The organism is Aristophania sp. ESL1100 (genome assembly GCF_058511235.1).
This window is the reverse complement of the sequence record NZ_CP196394.1, coordinates 1,543,040-1,562,676: the sequence shown is the minus strand read 5'-3', so window position 1 is coordinate 1,562,676 and position 19,637 is coordinate 1,543,040. Positions and strand designations below refer to the sequence as shown.

Below are 19,637 nucleotides of genomic sequence, written 5' to 3'. Positions count from 1 at the left end.
ATTTGTGTGGTCTTGAAGGGATTTATTCCTCTGTGTTCTTTTTCCTGCGTAATGATGGCTTTTCTGTAGATGATGTCTTTTTTGCGGCTGTTTTTTTTGCCGTCGTCGTTTTTTTCGGTTTTGCAGCGGTTTTCTTTGAGGCTGTCTTACGGGCCGTCTTTTTTGTTGATTTACCCTTTTCCTTCAGAAGCACAATGGCTTCATCAAGTGTTATATCATCAAGCGAACGGTCTTTTGGCAAGGGAGCCATAGTGGAACCATGCTGTACATATGGCCCAAAACGCCCTTTCCGCACCATGACTGTCTCGCCATCCTTGGGGTGAGGGCCAAGTGTTTTCATTGAAGCGAGCTTGCGTGCCAGAGCATCAATAGCGCGGTTGAGCCCAATATGCAGTACGTCATCATCTTTATCAAGCGTGCCGTAGATTGCGCCCATTTTAACGAAGGGCCCGAAACGTCCCAGTCCCGCCTGGATGATTTCTCCTGTTTCAGGGTGCGTTCCCAGAGTGCGGGGCAGGGATAACAGCCCTAAAGCCTGCTCCAGGGTAATGGTCTCACCATCCAGATTTTTGGGGATGGCCGCCCGTTTAGGCTTAACCTTCTTGTCCTCAGGGTCAGCTTCGCCTCTTTGAATATACAGACCATAAGGCCCACGGCGGACAGTCACTTCCTCAGTCGTCTGCGGGTCCTGGCCCAGACTGCGAATGCCGTCTTTCAGCGTTGTCTGACCGTCATCTTCCAGGCTTAACGGACGGGTAAATTTACATTCCGGGTAGTTCGAGCACCCAAGAAAGGCGCCATGACGCCCGAGTTTGAGGCCAATGCGCCCAGTACCACAGGCGGTGCAAAGACGCGGGTCAGTCCCATCTGCATGAGGTGGGAAGAAATGCGGGGCAAGATCCTGATCAAGCGCATTGATGACATCGGTGATCTTAAGGTCTTTTGTCTGGTCAATACTGGCAGAAAAATCACGCCAGAAAGCTGACATGACGTCATGCCAGTCAGCACGTCCCCCTGAAATATCATCAAGCTGTTCTTCAAGAGAGGCCGTAAAACCTGTGTCAACATAACGTTCGAAAAAGGAGGTCAGGAAGGCGGTTACGAGCCTTCCCCGGTCTTCAGGAACAAATCGTTTCTGCTCAAGACGAACATAGTTGCGGTCTCTCAGGACCGTGAGAATGGAAGCATAGGTTGAGGGACGACCGATGCCGATTTCTTCCATTTTCTTGACGAGAGAAGCTTCGGAATAACGTGGTGGCGGCTGGGTAAAATGCTGGTCAGCCTTGATCTCTTTAGCGTCTATCCGGTCTCCTTCTTTCATGATGGGAAGAAGGCGGCTCTGATCATCATCCGCTTTGGGGTCGTCGTGGCTTTCTCGGTAAAGATGTAAAAAACCATCAAAGGCAATCACAGAGCCAGTCGCACGCAATAATGTCTGTTGCGCAGGATCAGACAGGGTCACGGCTGTCTGATCAATCTCTGCCGATTGCATCTGGGAGGCAACGGCTCGCTTCCAGATCAGTTCATAAAGACGTTTCTGGTCATTATTGAGAAAAGCCGCAACCTTGTCAGGTGAACGCGTCACATCTGTTGGACGGATCGCTTCATGCGCTTCCTGTGCATTTTTGGCTTTTGTTGTATAGGCACGAGGTTTTTCAGGGCAGTAAGTTTTCCCGAATGTGCCACTGATATGGCTGCGTATGGCGTCAATAGCTTCTGCAGCCATAACAACACCATCCGTTCTCATATACGTAATCAGGCCAAGAGTCTCCCCGCCGAGATCGACCCCTTCATAAAGCTGCTGAGCTGTCCGCATGGTTGTCTGGGCACTCATTCCCAGTTTGCGGGAGGCTTCCTGCTGAAGAGTGGAGGTGGTGAAAGGCGGGGCTGGGTGACGCTTTGTTCTTTTGCGCTCTATGCTGCGGACGCTCAGCTCACTTTTCTGAACGATGTCTCGTGCTGCAAAAGCCTGTTCCTGTGTAGCCAGATCAAACTGGCCAAGTTTTCTGCCATCAAGATGCGTCAGATGCGCTTCAAAACTGTCTTTACCGGGGGTTTGGAATGTGCCCGTGACGTCCCAATATTCGCGTGGTTTGAAAACTTCAATTTCAGCTTCACGTTCACAGATCAGACGGAGAGCGACCGACTGAACGCGCCCCGCGCTCCGGCTGCCAGGCAGTTTACGCCATAATACGGGAGAGAGCGTAAAGCCGACCAGATAATCCAGTGCGCGCCGTGCCAGATAGGCATCAATGAGAGGCTGGTCCAGTGCACGCGGAGCAGCCATGGCGGCCTTAATGGCGTTTTTTGTAATTTCGTTGAATGTAACGCGCTGGACTTCGATATTTTTGAGAAGATTTTTTTCTTCCAGAGCTGTCCTGACATGCCATGAAATCGCTTCCCCTTCACGGTCCGGGTCAGTGGCGAGGATAAGTTTCTGCGCGCCTTTGACAGCTTTGGCAATGGTGGCAATCTGTTTTGCCCCACGTTCATCAGTCTGCCATTTCATGGCAAAATTTTCATCAGGCAAGACACTGCCATCTTTGGGGGGCAGGTCACGTACATGGCCGAATGAGGCAATTACAGTGTAGTCACTACCCAGATACCGATTGATTGTTTTTGCTTTTGCCGGGCTTTCGACCACTACGATGCTCGTCATTGCTCTCATCCATTTATCGAGTCTAGGTTATTATTCTACAGCGTCTGGTATCAGAACGACCTGCCCACCAGGGAGACTTTCTATCACACCATCCACTTCCAGTTCACTGAGCGTCGTCATGACGTCTGATACGGAGAACTGACAGCGTGAGATCAGATCGTCAACTCTTATAGGCGTTAATGAAAGACATAAGAGCAGTTTTTCTCGAATAGTCTCGTCAGTATTTTCGAAAAAATCCTCAGATTCTTCCTCAGTTTCATCAGAATCACTGTCATTTTCAGTCAGAAAAGAGAGATCCCCTTTTTCTGAAAAACTGTCCATAACGTTATGAGCCTGGTTGAGGGTGGGATAGAGGGTCTGTTCAAAACCGCGTGGATCCGGGGCGCCAAAGAGTTTTTTATCTTCACCTTCACGACTCCATGGAGCCGGCCGTCGCATGGGCATTTCTTCGGGCAGGTTGGTGAGAATATCCTGCAGGTTCTCAACTAAAACAGCGCCCTGACGCAGGAGATCATTGCCTCCGCGGGACCGTGGATCAAGAGGTGAGCCCGGAACAGCCATAATGGTTTTATTATAGGCCGTGGCATGTCGGGCCGTAATAAGTGTGCCGGAACGCTCTGCCGCTTCTATTACGAGACAGGCCTGGCTGATTCCGGCAATCAGGCGATTACGGCGGGGAAAATGTCTGGCGAGTGTCTCGGTCCCCGGTGGGGCTTCTGTAATCAGGCAGCCTTTTTCAGCAATGGCTTCATGAAGGCGTGCATTTTCTGGTGGGTAAATAACATCGAGTGCCCCGGCAATCACAGCGACCGTCAGACCGGAATGAAGGGCTCCTTTATGGGCAGCAGTATCAATTCCGCGGGCCAGACCGGAAACAACACATATGCCCGCTGAGGCCAGTTCAGCAGACAGGCTTTCTGCAATGCGAATGCCGGCAAGGGACGCATTACGCCCTCCCACAATGGCGATACTGGTCATTGAAGCCCGATCAAGCTGGCCACGGCAGAACAGTAAAGGCGGCGCGTCAGGTGTGTAAGTCATCATAAGGGGGTAATCGGCGTCTGAGCGCAGAACGTGCCGGCTACCTGTTTTTCCCAGAAACGCGATCTCGTCTTCAATCTGCATCAGAGTTGGGGGCACAAGCTTCCGGGATTGGCTTGTCCGCGGCATTTTTGTAACAGCATCAAGCGCGCGGCTGGCTGTCCCATAAATGGCCAGAAGACGGTAAAATTTCACCGGACCGATGTGAGGAGTCCGTGCCAGCCGGATCATGGCAATGCGTTCCGCCTGCGTTTGCGCGCTCATATCATGATTCATGATAAAAGACCTCCGGGTCGGATTGATCAGCCTTCTTCCTTGAAGCGGTGTTCTTTACCTTGGACAAGGCGTACCAGATTACCGTAATGGCGGACCCAAACCAGAATGGCAATCATATCTGTTGCAACAGGGATAGGCGAGGAAACCGGATGTGTCGTCAAAGCGGGGATCAGGCAGGGGGCGATCATAAACGCAACCAGTGCCCCTGCTGAAGAGATGCGGCTCAATTTGACGGTAAAAGCCCAGACAAAGCTGCATATCAGACCGGCAGGCCAGCAAAAGGCCCATAAAATACCAATGCCCGTTGCAACACCTTTCCCGCCACGGAATTTCAGCCAGATGGGAAAGCAATGCCCGGTAATGGCTCCGAATCCTGCCAGAGCCATGCTCAGATCAGTCTTTACAGGGCAGAGTGCCTGAAAAAGAAGGACAGCAAGGAACCCCTTCAGGGCATCCATGAGCATGGTTGCAACAGCAAGGCTTTTCCTCCCGGTTCTCAGGACGTTAGTGGCTCCGATGTTTCCGGAGCCAATACGCCTGATATCACCTAATCCTGCCAGGGTTGTCAGCACAAAACCGAAAGGGATGCTCCCGATCAGGTAAGAGATGATAAAAACCAGCAATGGCCCTGGTGGATTAAGCGAAAAGAGAGCCATCGTTACAAAATCTCCCCATAGTGTTTATCCCTATAGACCTCGTGGCCTGCATGAAATGTGCGCAGGACTTTTCCTTTAATGGTGACACCATCAAAGGGTGTATTCTGTGCCCGCCCCGGTACAGTTCCGGCTTTGATGGTCCATTGAGATTCGGGATCGAAAAGGCAGAGATCCGCCTGTGAACCAACCGCCAGTGTACCGGCGTCAATACCGAGCAATCTGGCTGGAGCCGATGTGACAAGACGGAGTGCATCAAGGAGAGGAAGACCTGCTTTGAGAGTCATTCCCAGTAAGGTCACCAATCCTGTTCCACCGGCACGAGCTTGAGCGAAAGGCAGGCGTTTATCATCTGCGTCAGCAGGCGCATGGTCAGAAGCGACTGCGTCAATTGTGCCATCAGCCAGAGCCGCCTGCACAGCAGCCCGGTCTTTTTCCTGCCTCAGGGGCGGGGAGAGCTTTGCATAAGTGCGGAAATCACCAATAGCGTCTTCAGTCATGGTGAAATAAGGAGGGGCCGTATCACAGGTGACAGACAGCCCTTTCCCCTTGGCGCTGCGAATAAGATCGAGTGCCGCCTCTGTGGAGATATGAGCGAAATGGACGTGTGCTCCAGTCATTTCAGCCAGACAGAGATCACGCGCAACCATCATGGCTTCAGCCTGGGCTGGAATTTGTGGCAAGCCAAGTTTAACTGCCAGAGGCCCCGCTGTTGCACAGCCACCGCGTGCCAGAGACGGTTCTTCAGGATGAAGGACGATCATGGCGCCCAGAAAGCGGGAATATGCCAGCAGATTACGCATCTGTTTGGCATCACCCAAAGAGCGTGCCCCATCTGTAAAGGCTATGGCACCAGCCTGTTTCAGCAGGCCCATTTCAGCCATTTCCTGACCAGCACATTTCCGTGTCAGAGCGCCATAGGGATAAAGCGTTACCAGACCGGTTTCCTGTCCACGCTGCTTGATAAGCGATACGAGGGAGGGGGTATCAATTGCAGGCTCTGTATCAGGCAGGACAGCCATACTGGTGATACCACCAGCAACAGCAGCCTGTGCCCCTGATTCGATCGTCTCGCGATATTCTGCCCCCGGTTCTCCCAAAGAGACGCGCATATCGACCAGGCCAGGGCAGAGCACGGCCCCTTTGCCATCAATAACCGTTGCATCAGAAGGCGCTTCTTCTGCTTTATAGCCTGTTATTTTTCCGTTCTGGACGACCAGCTCGCTTTTTTCATCCCTGCCGGAAGCCGGGTCAATCAGGCGAATATTTTTGAAAATAAGAGTGGCGGAAGTTGGGGCCTTCATGCAGCGCTCCTCATACGCAAGAGGCGATCAAGCACAGCCATGCGAACAGCAACGCCCATTTCAACCTGTTCTGAAATAACACTTTGTGGGGAGTCAGCAACATTGGACGCGACTTCAACCCCCCGGTTCATTGGTCCCGGGTGCATGACCAGAGCGCCGGGTTTTGCACGTGAAAGGCGGCGTTGATCCAGACCGAAAAGAGCGAAATATTCCCGCTCGCTGGGCACTAGTCCCGCCCCCATACGCTCACGCTGGATACGCAGACACATGACGACATCTGCATCTTTCAGGCCCTCTTCCATTGAGTGGTAAAGTGTCACATTCTCCATGCTGGCAAAAGAGGCTGGCAGTAAGGTCGGTGGGCCGATCAGGCGCACACGGCTCCCCATGGCCAGTAACAGATGCAGATTTGAGCGTGCAACGCGGCTGTGAGCGATATCGCCACAAATGGCAATTTCGAGATTATCAAGTCTGCCAAGATGGCGCCGGATGGTCAGGGCGTCCAACAATGCCTGAGTGGGGTGTTCGTGCATGCCGTCTCCGGCATTGACCACGCAGGCTTCCACTTTTTGTGAGAGCAGCGCCGGGGCACCGGATTGTGCATGACGGACGACCAGCAGGTCGCACCGCATGGCATTCAGGGTTGACGCAGTATCGAGTAATGTCTCGCCTTTATTGACCGAACTTGTGGCAACCGTCATGTTCACAACATCAGCGCCCAGACGTTTACCGGCAATTTCAAAGCTGGTCCGGGTGCGTGTGCTGTCTTCGAAGAAAAGATTGATCAGCGTACGTCCCCGCAGGACATCTCGGGGCGCCTGACGGGAACGGCTGAGCAAGGCATAACTTTCAGCCAGATCAAGAAAAGGGACTATATCCTGCGGGCCCATTCCCTCAATGCCGAGCAGGTGAGTGCTGTGACGCCGAGGTGTCATTGACCTGTTACACTCCTTATGCGTGCAAGTACTTCATCCTTACCCAGAGCAGAGAGTGTGAGGTCAATGCCAGGTGATGTTGTTGTGCCTGTCAGAGCTGCGCGTAAGGGCTGGGCAACAGAGCCGAGTTTGAGTTCTTTCTCTTCAGCAAAGGCACGGAGGGTCTGATCAATATCTTCCGGTGTGAAAGAAGGGAGTGTTTCCAGTTTCTCACTCACGCCACGGAGAATTTCTTTTCCTTCAGCTGTAAGGAGTTTTTCTGCCTTCGGGGTGAAGGTAAGTGGAAGCTTAAATCCTGCAAAAGCCGCGTTATCAGCGAGCTCAACCATATTTTTCGCGCGTTCTTTCAGACCGGGCATCAGGGCCAGAATACGCTGGATGACGGCATCGTTGATCTCAACATCATCACGGTTGCTGAGGCGGTCAATAACGTCTCTGGTCAGGCGTTCATCGTCAGCACGGCGAAGCCAGACACCATTTATGTGAGCAAGTTTGACATAATCCATGCGGGAAGGAGACTGCCCGACACCATCAAGGTCAAAAAGTTTGATCTGTTCTTCACGGGAGAGAATTTCCGCATCACCATGCCCCCAGCCCAGACGCAGGAGATAGTTGCAGAGTGCTTCCGGCAGGATTCCCTCATCGCGGAATTCAACAACTGATTGTGCACCGTGACGTTTGGAAAGCTTTGCCCCATCGGGACCATGAATGAGCGGGAGATGTGCAAATTGTGGCAGGTCCCAGCCCATGGCTCTGTAAATCATTGCCTGACGGAACGTATTGGTCAGGTGGTCGTCCCCGCGGATAACATGCGTGATCGCCATATCATGGTCATCAACCACGACGGCCAGAAGATAAGTCGGTGTGCCGTCGGAACGCAGAAGAATCAGATCATCCATCTCCGCATTGGCGACTTTGACGTCTCCCTGCACCAGATCATGGATTATAGTCTCACCCGTCAGAGGGGCTTTCAGGCGAATGGTATAGGGAGCGCCTTTTGGTGCCTCAGCAGGGTCACGGTCGCGCCATGTGCCGTCATAGCGGGGAGGGCGTTTTTCAGCGCGCGCTTTTTCACGCATCTCCGCGAGTTCTTCAGCCGTGCAATAGCAGCGGTAAGCCTGACCTTTTTCCAGAAGTTCCTGAACAACTTCTGTATGGCGGTCCTGACGCGTTGATTGAAATACGGGTTCTTCGTCCCAATCAAGCCCCATCCATTTCAGCCCGTCAAAAATAACGTCAACGGCTTTCTGGGTGGAGCGCTCACGGTCTGTGTCCTCAATACGTAAGAGGAATTCACCGCCGTGATGACGGGCAAAGAGGTAGTTAAACAGGGCGGCTCTAGCATTGCCAATATGGAGCAGACCTGTCGGCGAGGGCGCAAAGCGGGTACGAATTTTCATAAAGAGAAATTATATCAGGTTCCACTAAACTGGTCTATCCGGTGCGTGTCAGACTGTAAGCTCTTATAAATGACAGCGAGGTCTTTGAACGGGTTTTCCAGCATAAAAACTTTTGATGAAATCCCAGCTTGGTCTGTGGCTATCACGGGTAGGAGGGGTTAAGTTTAAATTAACATATTACGTCATCCCAAGTCAGGCTGGTTTGTTGATTTAGAGTTATCAATCATTGATGGTTCATGCATTGTTTTCAGGTCCTAAAATAGAAGAGACTCTGGCAAAACAGGGGCGGAAGCTATTCTGCTGGGTCCCAGTTTTTCTCGGTATTGGAAGTGCTCTTTATTTCACCTTGTCTGCTGAGCCGGGTTTTTACAGTCTGTTCTGTGCAACTCTTGTGCTGATCACTGGGCCTGCTTTGTGGTTGATTGCTCGACCGGAGCTCTCTTTTCCCTTGATTTTAAGAATTGTGGGAGGGGGGATGACGTCTCTGTCAGTGGGGTTTTTACTGGCTTATGGGGAGGCGCATCTGCAACCGCCTTTTCCTGCGCTGCCCTATCAGGCTGCCTGGATCAGAGGTGTCATCACACAGTCAGAATTTGTGCCAACATATAGGAATGCGGGTCAGTGGCGTATCACTCTGAAAAATGTTGTTTTTGAATCGCCCTTGAATGAAAGAGCCGCCCCGCTCAGGCGCACAGTACGTATCACACTCAAGCCGGGAAGCTCATTCACCGCGAAAGTGGGAGACGCCGTAAAATTAAAGGCACTTTTGAAAAAAACGCCTCCTCCGCTTTATCCCGGTGGGACTGATTTCCAGAGAGAAAGCTGGTTTTCCGGCAGGGCAGGAGGGGGGCGTGCTCTATCAGCATTGAGGCCAGCAGAAAAAACTGTGTCTGTACAGAATGGATCAGCCCTACGCTGGACGGCTCTGAGAGAGCATATTGCTGAGCGGATTGGGGAGGTTCTTTCCGGCCAGAATTCTGCCTTTGTCATGACTGTTCTATGTGGGGAGACCTCTTCACTTTCTTTGCAGACACGGCAGGATTTTGCAGCGTCCGGTCTAGCGCATTTACTGGCCGTTGCCGGGCTCCATCTGGGGCTGGTGATGGCGTTTTGTGCTTTTACAGTGCGGGCTTTGCTGGTGCGGTCCCAATATATGGCACTTTACTGGCCTTGTCGGACCATTGCTTATGTGACGGCTTTGGTGATCGGTGCTGTTTATGTCGCTCTGACAGGGTTTCATGTGCCGGGTTTGCGGGCGTTAGGGATGGCCTCTCTTGTGATTCTGGCCATGTTGGCAGGGCGTCAGGCCTTGTCATTGCGGTCTCTGGCTCTGGTGGCCATTGGGCTTGAAATAACGCGTCCTTCAAGGATTTTCGATATTTCCTTTCAGATGTCGTTAATGGCGGTTATGGCCCTGATTGTCGGTTACGAAATTTTGAGAGAACCTCTATCTGACCTCAGGCAACGTTCATGGATATGGGGGAAGATAGGGCTTCCGCTTATTTTTCTGGCGCTTACCTCTTTACTTGCCGGTTCAGCGGTCCTGCCTGTCAGTATGGCCCATTTTGGAGCGGTTCAGCCCTGGTTTGTAATCGCCAATATGATAGCCGTCCCCTTAATGGGATTCTGGATCATGCCATTAGGGCTTGTTTCATTGGCGGTCATGCCACTGGGCTGGGAGAAAATACCGCTTGCGATGATGGGATGGGGCGTTGAGTTTGTGCGCCATATTGCCTCATTTATGGCTCATGTTCCTTTGGCCAGTCTGGCGGTGCCGCATTTACCGCGCTGGGGTCTGGTCGTGATTTTGCTGGGGCTCTGTCTTTTGTGCCTATGGCAGGGGAAAGCCCGATTTATCGGGATCGTTCTGCTGTTTGCAGGGATGCTCTCTCCGTGGATTGAGCAAAAACCTGTTCTCATTATCTCATCGGATGGAAAAGAAATTCTCTTCCATAATCACAAAAATCTTTACGTAAAATCTTACAGAAAGAACGATTTCAGAGTCACCACCTGGCAAAAAGCCTTTGCCTTACCGGTTGAATCACTGCCTGAATCATGCCGGAGAGGGGTGTGCTTTCTTTCCTATGAACATCAGACACTCCAGCTGTTATGGCCGGATTATAAAGACTCAACTTTGACCACAGAAGATAGTTCTTCCTGTGCATCGATCAGTCTTGTCGTGAATCTCTCCAAAGCGCGTAATCCGTGCCCCGGACGTCCGAGTGTGGATCGTAATGCCATCTGGCATGAAGGGAGCTGGGCGGTTTATAGCGCTTCTGGCGGTAGATGGAAGCTTCTATCGGACCGGCAGGTACGGGGAGACAGATTATGGGTTATGGAGCCGGATCAGGAGGGAGATCCGGGTTTGCCTCTGGCGCAGTCTGAATAAGTTTTGCTTTTCCCTTTGGTGTTTTTGTGGGTGGAAAGAGATTTTTTTCTTTATAGAGGCACAATTCTTTTGCCCGGCAACGCCAGCATTCCGGCGTGCGGGCTTTGCAGAGATAGCGCCCATGCAGGATCAGGCAATGATGAGCGTTTGGCAGAAGATCTTTCGGGATACGGGTCAGTAACGCGTCTTCCACAGCGCGGACCGTTTTCCCCGGTGCCAGGCCGGTGCGATTGCCGATACGGAAAATATGCGTATCCACAGCCATTGTCGGCTCTCCAAAGGCAACATTCAGCACGACATTTGCCGTTTTGCGCCCAACCCCTGCCAGAGCTTCCAGTGCCTCGCGGTCATGGGGAACCTCCCCTCCGTGACGTTCAATTAATTGCTGACTGAGAAGGGCAACATTATGGGCTTTGGCGCGCCATAAGCCGATTGTGCGGATATGTCGGGCAATTCCTTCCTCACCCAGAGCGGCCATAAGCTGGGGGGTAGGGGCTTCAGCAAAAAGGGAGATAGTCGCCTTATTGACAGATTTATCTGTGGCCTGAGCTGAAAGGACAACACTGACGAGGAGCTCAAAAGGGTTATGGAACACAAGTTCCGTCCGGGCATCAGGATGATCCTGCTCAAGGATTTCCATAAAAGCACGGACAGATTTCAGGCTCATTTTGGGTGTTTTTTTCGGTGTCGTACAGGCCATTTTGATCATTTACTTCCCTTGATCTGTCATAAATCTGTCGTGACATTATCTTTATAGCCTATAAGGCATCAGATCGGGTGCGACTTTTAAGGACATAATTCTCTTCATGGCTGCAAGCAAAGCTGAAAAAGACAAATCTTTTGTTTCTTTTGTCGATATAGTGCGTTTTGTCGTCAGGCGCTGGGGGCAACACCCCCTGTACTTGGCCTGGACTCTGGGTGGTGTGGCATTGGCAACATTTGCTGATATCTGCACCCCTTTATTTGCAGGGCGCCTTGTGGGAGACATTTCCCATCCGGCGCATGAAGGGCCGCTGGCTCATACAGAATTCCTACATGACGCTTTCTGGATGGTGCTGGGACTCTTTGCTCTTGGCCTGGTCAGTGTTCTTGGGCGTCGTTCCTCCTATATCGGGATCAGCCATATGACGCTGGCCATGATGCGGCGTATTCTGGGAGAGGCGTTTGCGCGTGTGCAGCGTTTTTCTTCGGAGTGGCATAGTAACAGCTTTGCCGGCTCAACAGTGCGCCGCCTGACCCGTGGAATCTGGGCACTTGATACGTTTGATGACACGATTTTGTTGCTGATTGTCCCTGAGGTTTTGATATTAATCGGAACTACAATAGTACTAATTATAAAATCACCTCTGATGGGCGCTGTACTCGGGCTTTCTGTCCTGATCTTCGCGGTCGTTTCCATTCGGTTGACGCTTTATTATGTAGCGCCGACGGCTCGGCTTTCCAATCAATGGGATACCCGGCTTGGAGCCACACTGGCTGATTCCATTACCTGTAATGCTGTGGTGAAGGCCTTTGGGGCGGAAAAGCGAGAGGAACGCCACCTCGCAAAAATTATGCGTATCTGGAGTGGGCGCACGTTGCGTGGCTGGGTTCGTGGAACAAATAGCGCCAATACACAGGCAATTTTGTCACTGATCATGCGGATGATGCTGATTGGCATGGTGGTGTGGTTCTGGTGGCGGGGAAAGGCTGGGCCAGGTGACGTCGCTTATGTGCTGACGATGATGTTTCTGGTTCAGGGATATTTACGTGATCTAGGCCAGCAGGTCAGTCAGGTGCAGCGTTCTGTCAATGAGATGGAAGAGCTGGTGGCTCTCTTTAACCTCAAACCCGATATTGAGGATAAAAAGGGGGCGCCCGCTCTGAAATTATCTCACGGGAAGATCAGCTTTGACCATGTGACGTTTCGCTATCCATCGCAGAAAAAGGCACTTTATGAGAATTTATCCCTGACGATTGAGCCCGGCACCCACGTTGCTCTTGTAGGGCCCAGTGGATCTGGCAAAACGACTCTCACACGCCTCTTGCAACGTCTTTATGATGTTCAGGAAGGACGTATCACAATTGACGGGCAGGATATTGCGTCTGTTACGCAGGAAAGTCTGCGGCGCCATATTGCCCTTGTGCCGCAGGAGCCTGTGCTTTTCCATCGTTCGCTTGCTGAAAACATCGCCTACGGACGTCCCGGAGCCTCTCATGCTGAGATTATGGAGGCTGCACGTATGGCGAATGCGCTGCCCTTTATTGAAGCTCTGCCAGAAGGGTTGGAGACTTTGGTTGGCGAACGAGGCGTCAAACTTTCAGGTGGAGAGCGCCAGCGTATTGCCATTGCACGGGCGTTTCTGGCAGATGCCCCGATTGTGTTGTTTGATGAAGCGACTGCGAGTCTTGATTCAGAATCAGAAAAACTGGTTCAGCAAGCAATGGACCGCCTGATGGAAGGGAGAACAGTCTTTATTGTGGCCCACCGTCTGGCGACAGTGCGCGATGCTGACCGGATTCTGGTTTTTAAGGGTGGCAGGATTGTCGAAGATGGGACTCATGACTCCCTGATGACCGATAAGAACGGTATGTACAGACATCTGGTTGAGTTACAGGATCTGAATACTGATCTGTAAAAGCCTGTATTATGCTTTATTTGCAATTATGTTGCCTATATGTCACGTATCTTGAAAGAAGAAAAAGAAGAATGTGTAAACTTTGCAAAGTTTATTGTGAAAATCAGGCGCACACTTAAACTTGGTGAGCGTTAAAGAGTTTTCCTGGAAGGATGTCTTTCTGTGGCGAGTGGTAAAGCTGTTCCCAAACGTCCATTTCTGGTCAGGTTGGGTAAAAAACTGCGCCCGATATGCAACAGGCTTATTGCGCGCGACTCTCTGGTCTCTAATGCTCCGTTCCTTGATTCGGAAAATTTTTTCTGGCTCAAGGCACTTGAGGAGGCTTCAGAGCATATCATCAAAGAATGTCAGCAGATTCTCTCTGAGCGCCAATCTCTTCCCTCTCTGAGAGATTTATCTCCCGACCACAGGCGTATTGCTCCTGATGAACGGTGGAAGTCTTTTTTCCTTTATGGTTACGGAATCAGGGTCCCCGAAAATTGTGCTCGGGCACCTGTAACGGCTCAGCTGGTCTCAGGGATACCGGGACTTTGTAATGCCCTTTTCTCGGTTCTGGACCCCCGTGGTGTGATTCACCCTCATTATGGGGTCACAAAAGGCATGTTAAACTGCCATCTTGGCCTGGTTGTGCCGAAGGATGGCAGCAAATGCTGGATCATGATCAACGGCCGTAAAATCAACTGGCATGAAGGCAAGGCTTTTGTCTTTGATGACACCTATCAGCATAGTGTCGAAAATGACACAGATGAGCTGCGTGCCATTCTGTTTATCCAGTTTGAGCGCCCTACCAGAGGGTTGGGGCGTCTCGTTCAGAAACTGTTTCTCAGTGGTGTGCGCCATTCAGCTTTTGTAAAAGACGTCAAAGTGAATATTGAGCGCTGGAATCAGATTCAGGCAGAAATGGAAAAAGTCTGATTTTGTTATAACGTAAGGGAAAATAAGGGGAAAATTTCCCCTTATTTTTAAATATTACAGGTAATATTCAGCCAGAGGCTCAAAACCGTTAAACCCTGTTGAGCAATAGCTTGCGACATAGGCACCTGTTGAAAGAATGGTGATTTTGTCACCACTTTTCAGTTCCTGAGGGAGCATGACAGGTGTTTTTTCATACATGACGTCAGCACTGTCACATGTTGGACCCGCCAATATATGGGGGGTAAGACCTGCCGTTGCATTGTCATAGGGCGTCTCAAAGCGGTAGCGGATCGCTTCCCCTTCCGTTTCAGCCAGGCCGCCAAAACGGCCGATATCGAGATAAACCCAGCGTGGCTCCAGCCCCTGTTCATCGCGTTGGCTGGCCAGCACAACTTCAGAATAAACAATGCCTGCATTGCCGACCATGGCACGACCTGGTTCCATGAGGAGGCGAGGTGCGTTCTCATGAAAAAGTTCGTTGATCGTTTCTGTGATCGTAGTGCCGAAACTCTCAGGAGAGGGAACCTCGTCAATGTAATGAGTCGGGAAACCACCACCGAGGTTAAGAAATGAGAGTGTGATTCCCTCAGCTTCAAGTGTCTGAAAAATCTGGGCTGCCTGGCGGATTGCCATCTGATAGGCCGCAACAGATTTCTGCTGGCTGCCAACATGGAAAGAAACGCCCACAGGCTTCAAGCCTTCCTGTGCAGCTCTGCCAAGCAACTTGATGGCCTGGCTGGCATCTGTGCCAAATTTGCGTGAGAGGGGCCAGTCAGCACCGTCATTGACGACACGAATACGGCAATAGACCTCAGCCCCTGGAGCGTATTGGGCCAGTTTTTCGAGCTCTTCAGCACTGTCAAAGGCGAAAAGTTTTACCCCCAGACGGCTGGCTTCCTGCACAGCGGCAATGGATTTTACCGTATTGCCGTATGAAAGACGGTCAACAGGAATCCCGTTTTTCAGGCAGCTTCTGATTTCTCCCAAAGAGGCGACATCAAAAAAACTGCCCAGAGCATGGAGGCGTTTGAGAATCTCGGGAGCAGGATTTGCCTTCATGGCATAATAAATTTCCGCCTGAGGCAAGGCTGCCTGCAGGGCGTGATAATTTTGCTCAACCTTGTCCAGATCGACGACGAGGCAAGGTGTTGCCGGGTTTTGCCCTGCAAGAAAGTGGTTGATTTTAGGAGTCATGAACTTCACGTCCCAAATAAAGAATTCCGTCCGATTAAAAATCGGGGCAGAATGTTGCGAAACGGTCTAACGGACCGGCGAAGTGCCTTCCTTGAAGGCCGAAGCCTGTAGAGAAGGAGCCAGAACGCTTGACGTCGTTGCGTAACCTCGAAAAAGGGCCAGTGGCACGTGCGTTGCTGCGTGGTGCGGAAAAAGCGTATTTTTATAATTTATTCAAGTAAATTCGTTTATAATTCCCTTTTTTTGTTTCAGAGGGTGTTTCCTCCATTTTGTCTAAAGGTTTATTGATGAAGTTTCTGGCCGAAAATGAAGTTCATCAAATTCGCAAGGAATAAGGAAGAAGCGTGTCAGAATCGGACCAATTGCCTAAAACTCAGCCGGGATCGGTTAAAAAGAAAAAAAAGAGCAAAAGAACGCCTCTTGGTGTCCTGCGTGAAATTATAGAGGTCAGCGGCGACGGGCGAACCTCCCTTTCAGCAGCTGGATGTGCTTTTTTTGCGACTCTGTCTCTCTTTCCAGCCTTGACGGCCTCTATTTCCATTTATGGATTGGTGTTTGATCTCCAGACAGTCGAACCACAGCTTCACGTGCTGAAAAATCTGCTTCCTGCGGCTGCTTATACACTGATTTTTGAGCGTATTCATGTCCTGGTGATGCAGCCTCATTCCTCTCTGACACTGGGTCTGTGTTTCTCCCTTGCTGTTGCTTTATGGACGGCCTCTGCGGGGAGCAAGGCCATTATATCAGCGCTTAACATGGCTTATCATGCAAAAGAGACGCGGAGTTTTTTCAGGTTCCAGTTTTTGGCATTCGGGACAACTTTTCTGACTGTGGTGGGGGCGTGTCTGACCTTATCACTCATGGTAGCGGCTCCCGCGCTGATTGATTACCTCCCGCGTTGTCTTGGCTATCTGGGACTTGATCCCCGTCATTTACCAGAGTTTATGCGGTTTCTGCTCAATCAGAGCACGCCGGTGATTGTGCGGTGGCTCGCTCCTGGCATTATGCTCTTTTTCGTTTTTATCGCTGTTTGTCTGTTTTACCGTTTTGCACCCTGCCGGGAATGGACACATTGGGGACGCATTGTCCCAGGTGCGATTATAGCGACCATTTTATGGGTTATAACCTCGATTGGTTTTTCCTGGTACGTGTCTCATTTTGCCAGTTATGGCACGACATATGGCCCTCTCGGAGCCGTGGCAGCCGTCATGATGTGGTTTTTTGTCAGCGCTTATGTCGTCATTTTCGGCGCTGTCTTTAATGCCTGCCTGGAGGAATATGACATGGGAAAAGCCACTTCATAAAAGTGTTTTCCCTGAGAGACTTGAAGATTAAGTCTCGTGATTGGGAAGGTATTTCGTGATAACGACTCTCGTTACGCCACTATGTAACATGCCCAGCCTGGCAGCAGCAGCTCTCGAGAGGTCGATGACCCGCTTCCGTGTATAGGGCCCCCGATCATTGACCACGACCACAACAGACCGGCCTGTCTGAGGAGAATGAACTAGTAATTTTGTGCCAAAAGGCAGAGAAGGGTGAGCTGCCGTAAAAGCAGGGTCTTCGATCTTACTTCGCCTGTTTATGGCCGTATCAGAGAGATTTTTATTGGTCCCTCTTCCTTCATACCAGCTTGCAAGTCCTTTTTGTGAAAATGAACGATGTGCCGATTTACGTGTATGAACAATCTTTGAAGCGGCAAAGGCCTTGTTATACTCGGGGAACGCGAAAAGAACACTCATTCCTATGCTGTAGCGTAACAGGCATGAGCAGAGAATTCTCTTTCTGAGACTTCTCCCGGAGCGGTATTTTTTTTGATATAAATCAACCATAGAACCATCTATAGCACATAATTACTGAAGAGATTATATATCGTCTTCCCTGACAGACAAGAAGATGTTATCAGCCGATCTGATGAAACGGCCTTTAATAGCAGTCCTGAACGGACCTAATCTTAATATGCTTGGTTTGCGTCAGCCGGATGTTTATGGTCAGGCGACGCTTGATGATGTCGAGCAGATATGCATTCAGGCAGCAGAACGGCTTGATGTTGCGATTGATTTCCGTCAGACAAATGGCGAGGGTGAGCTCGTTTCATGGGTGCAGGAATGTCATGGCCGGGCTAACGGTATTGTGATCAATCCCGCTGCTTACAGCCACACGTCAATTGCATTGCTTGATGCGCTTTATGCAGTGGACCTTCCTGTGATAGAGGTTCATATTTCGAATATCCATCGTCGTGAGGCGTTTCGTCAGCACAGTTACGTGTCACAAGTTGCCCGTGGTGTGATTTGTGGTCTTGGCGTGCGGGGCTATGCCCATGCACTACAAGCGATGGCAGATATAATAGAGGATGAAGGATGAGCCATATGCTCGTGGATAAAGAGGCTATTCGGGCGTTGGCCGATATTCTGACGGAAACAGGCCTGACCGAGATTGAAGTTGTGGAGGCAGATAGCCGCATCCGTGTGGCGCGTAGCGTTACAGTGCAGGCAGCGGCTCCAATTGCAGCGCCTGTTATGGCGGAGCCCGCTCCAGCAGGGGCCCCTGCGAATATCCCGGCCAAAGACAGCAACCCGGCATCTCATCCAGGTGCAGTGCCGAGCCCCATGGTCGGGGTTGCCTATCTGACGCCGGATCCATCTTCGCCACCATTTGTGACTGAAGGCTCACAGGTGACAGCGGGGCAGACCATTATGCTGATTGAAGCGATGAAGACATTCAATCAGATAAAGGCGCCACGTGCCGGCACTTTGACGAAGTTCTGTGTGACATCAGGCGAGCCGGTAGAATTTGGGGCTCCTCTGGCAATTATTGAGTAATCTTATGTTTTCCAAGATTCTGATTGCGAATCGTGGCGAAATTGCTCTGAGAGTCCTCAGGGCATGTCGTGAGATGGGGATCAAGACTGTGGCCGTGCATTCCACAGCAGATGCGGATGCCATGCATGTCCGCCTTGCTGATGAAGCCGTTTGCATTGGTCCCCCCAATTCCCGCGAATCCTATCTGAATGTGCCGGCAATTTTGTCAGCAGCCATCATTACAGGAGCTGAAGCCATTCATCCGGGCTATGGCTTCTTGTCAGAAAATGCTGATTTTGCCGAGACTGTCGTCGAGCATGGTCTGGCCTTTATCGGCCCGACTGCTGAGCATATTCGTATGATGGGTGATAAAATCACCGCCAAAACAACGATGGAAGCTCTCGGCGTTCCGCTCGTTCCCGGCTCTGATGGAGCCGTTGAGGATATTGAGACAGCGCGCCTTGTAGCAGAAAAAGTTGGCTATCCGGTTATCATCAAGGCGACAGCCGGCGGTGGTGGACGCGGTATGAAAGTGGCTCATGACGAAAGTGAGCTGGCCGAGGCATGGCGTGTTGCCAGGACTGAAGCCCAGGCCGCTTTTGGTAATGGGGATGTTTATATCGAGAAATATCTCGATCGCCCCCGTCATATTGAGCTGCAGATTATTGGTGACCATTTCGGCAATGTCATTCATCTTGGCGAACGCGATTGCTCCTTGCAGCGCCGTCACCAGAAACTGCTTGAAGAAGCTGGCTCTCCAGCGATTACGGCAGAACAGCGTGATGAAATTGGGGCGACTGTTACGACAGCTCTTTCCAAAATGGGTTATCGTAACGCCGGGACACTGGAATTTCTGTACCAGGACGGGCATTTCTGTTTTATCGAAATGAATACGCGTCTGCAGGTTGAACATCCTGTAACAGAAATGATCTCTGGTGTTGATCTGGTTCGTGAGCAGATACGCGTTGCTGCGGGTGAAAAACTTTCCTATCGGCAGGAAGATATTCATCTGAGCGGTCATTCAATAGAGTGCCGTATTACAGCTGAAGATCCTGCGACATTCGTGCCTAATCCCGGGACAGTGAATGTGTTTCATGCGCCTGGTGGATTAGGGGTAAGAATGGATAGTGCTCTTTATGCGGGCTATAAAATCCCCCCATATTACGACAGCATGATCGCCAAACTCATTGTCCATGCACCAACAAGGCAGGAAGCCATTGCCCGTATGCAAAGGGCTTTGGAGGAATGTGTTGTCGATGGTGTTAAAACAGTGATTCCACTCCATCAGAAAATCCTGGCAGACCCGGAATTCCAGAAAGGTGACTACACCATTCACTGGCTGGAAAATTTCGTTGCCAGACAGAATGAAGCTTCCTGAAGAGTGATCTTTGAAGTTTTAATTTCCGGTAGTCCCCGCTTTTGGCGGGGATTGCTGTTTATAGGGCCCAACTATGA

16 protein-coding genes are annotated in these 19,637 nt (G+C 51.0%); 7 read left to right on the top strand and 9 right to left on the bottom strand.

Translation table 11 applies throughout. The features are described 5' to 3' along the window. Window positions 1-22 precede the first annotated feature (22 nt). From topA to gltX, 6 genes are read right to left on the bottom strand one after another with little or no spacing between them, the layout of a single operon-like run. Window positions 23-2,659: a type I DNA topoisomerase gene (gene topA, locus ACSYSY_RS07240; protein WP_491706899.1), complete on the bottom strand. Its 2,637-nt coding sequence runs from the start codon at window positions 2,657-2,659 to the stop codon at window positions 23-25. A 30-nt stretch (window positions 2,660-2,689) separates the two neighbouring features. Next, window positions 2,690-3,976, bottom strand: coding sequence for a DNA-processing protein DprA (gene dprA / locus ACSYSY_RS07235; RefSeq protein WP_491706898.1), 1,287 nt, complete (start codon window positions 3,974-3,976; stop codon window positions 2,690-2,692). A gap of 26 nt (window positions 3,977-4,002) precedes the next feature. Then, window positions 4,003-4,632, bottom strand: a complete 630-nt coding sequence (plsY, locus tag ACSYSY_RS07230; protein ID WP_491706897.1) for a glycerol-3-phosphate 1-O-acyltransferase PlsY — start codon at window positions 4,630-4,632, stop codon at window positions 4,003-4,005. A 2-nt stretch (window positions 4,633-4,634) separates the two neighbouring features. Continuing rightward, window positions 4,635-5,933, bottom strand: coding sequence for a dihydroorotase (locus ACSYSY_RS07225; protein ID WP_491706896.1), 1,299 nt, complete (start codon window positions 5,931-5,933; stop codon window positions 4,635-4,637). Continuing rightward, entirely contained in the window at window positions 5,930-6,868 is a 939-nt protein-coding gene (locus tag ACSYSY_RS07220) for an aspartate carbamoyltransferase catalytic subunit (protein WP_491706895.1), read from the bottom strand. The genes ACSYSY_RS07225 and ACSYSY_RS07220 overlap by 4 nt, the downstream gene beginning before the upstream one ends. Further along, a complete protein-coding gene (gene gltX, locus ACSYSY_RS07215; RefSeq protein WP_491706894.1) occupies window positions 6,865-8,268 on the bottom strand; it encodes a glutamate--tRNA ligase in 1,404 nt (467 codons plus the stop codon). The genes ACSYSY_RS07220 and gltX overlap by 4 nt, the downstream gene beginning before the upstream one ends. Window positions 8,269-8,497: 229 nt before the next feature. Between gltX and ACSYSY_RS07210 the strand changes: the two genes are divergently transcribed. Next, window positions 8,498-10,657, top strand: coding sequence for a ComEC/Rec2 family competence protein (locus ACSYSY_RS07210; RefSeq protein ID WP_491708250.1), 2,160 nt, complete (start codon window positions 8,498-8,500; stop codon window positions 10,655-10,657). Here ACSYSY_RS07210 and nth read toward each other — a convergent pair. Beyond that, on the bottom strand, window positions 10,602-11,324 hold the full coding sequence (gene nth, locus ACSYSY_RS07205; protein ID WP_491708249.1) for an endonuclease III: 723 nt from the start codon (window positions 11,322-11,324) through the stop codon (window positions 10,602-10,604). The genes ACSYSY_RS07210 and nth overlap by 56 nt on opposite strands. A gap of 139 nt (window positions 11,325-11,463) precedes the next feature. Between nth and ACSYSY_RS07200 the strand changes: the two genes are divergently transcribed. Then, complete coding sequence (locus ACSYSY_RS07200) at window positions 11,464-13,275, top strand: ABC transporter ATP-binding protein (protein WP_491706893.1); 1,812 nt, start codon at window positions 11,464-11,466, stop codon at window positions 13,273-13,275. A 162-nt stretch (window positions 13,276-13,437) separates the two neighbouring features. Then, entirely contained in the window at window positions 13,438-14,190 is a 753-nt protein-coding gene (locus tag ACSYSY_RS07195; RefSeq protein WP_491706892.1) for an aspartyl/asparaginyl beta-hydroxylase domain-containing protein, read from the top strand. A 54-nt stretch (window positions 14,191-14,244) separates the two neighbouring features. On the opposite strand, the gene ACSYSY_RS07190 is transcribed toward ACSYSY_RS07195, so the two are convergent. After that, a complete protein-coding gene (locus tag ACSYSY_RS07190) occupies window positions 14,245-15,384 on the bottom strand; it encodes a type III PLP-dependent enzyme (protein WP_491706891.1) in 1,140 nt (379 codons plus the stop codon). Between the two features lie 344 nt (window positions 15,385-15,728). Between ACSYSY_RS07190 and ACSYSY_RS07185 the strand changes: the two genes are divergently transcribed. Further along, window positions 15,729-16,688, top strand: coding sequence for a YihY/virulence factor BrkB family protein (locus ACSYSY_RS07185; protein ID WP_491706890.1), 960 nt, complete (start codon window positions 15,729-15,731; stop codon window positions 16,686-16,688). A 27-nt stretch (window positions 16,689-16,715) separates the two neighbouring features. Here ACSYSY_RS07185 and ACSYSY_RS07180 read toward each other — a convergent pair whose 3' ends face one another. After that, window positions 16,716-17,123, bottom strand: a complete 408-nt coding sequence (locus ACSYSY_RS07180) for a septal ring lytic transglycosylase RlpA family protein (RefSeq protein WP_491706889.1) — start codon at window positions 17,121-17,123, stop codon at window positions 16,716-16,718. A 172-nt stretch (window positions 17,124-17,295) separates the two neighbouring features. On the opposite strand from ACSYSY_RS07180, the gene aroQ reads away from it, so the two are divergent. From aroQ to accC, 3 genes are read left to right on the top strand one after another with little or no spacing between them, the layout of a single operon-like run. Next, a complete protein-coding gene (aroQ, locus tag ACSYSY_RS07175) occupies window positions 17,296-17,745 on the top strand; it encodes a type II 3-dehydroquinate dehydratase (RefSeq protein WP_491708248.1) in 450 nt (149 codons plus the stop codon). After that, complete coding sequence (locus ACSYSY_RS07170; RefSeq protein WP_491706888.1) at window positions 17,742-18,203, top strand: acetyl-CoA carboxylase biotin carboxyl carrier protein; 462 nt, start codon at window positions 17,742-17,744, stop codon at window positions 18,201-18,203. The genes aroQ and ACSYSY_RS07170 overlap by 4 nt, the downstream gene beginning before the upstream one ends. A 4-nt stretch (window positions 18,204-18,207) precedes the next feature. After that, the gene (accC, locus tag ACSYSY_RS07165) at window positions 18,208-19,560 is read left to right on the top strand and encodes an acetyl-CoA carboxylase biotin carboxylase subunit (RefSeq protein WP_491706887.1); all 1,353 of its coding nucleotides are present in this window, start codon (window positions 18,208-18,210) and stop codon (window positions 19,558-19,560) included. Window positions 19,561-19,637: the final 77 nt, after the last annotated feature.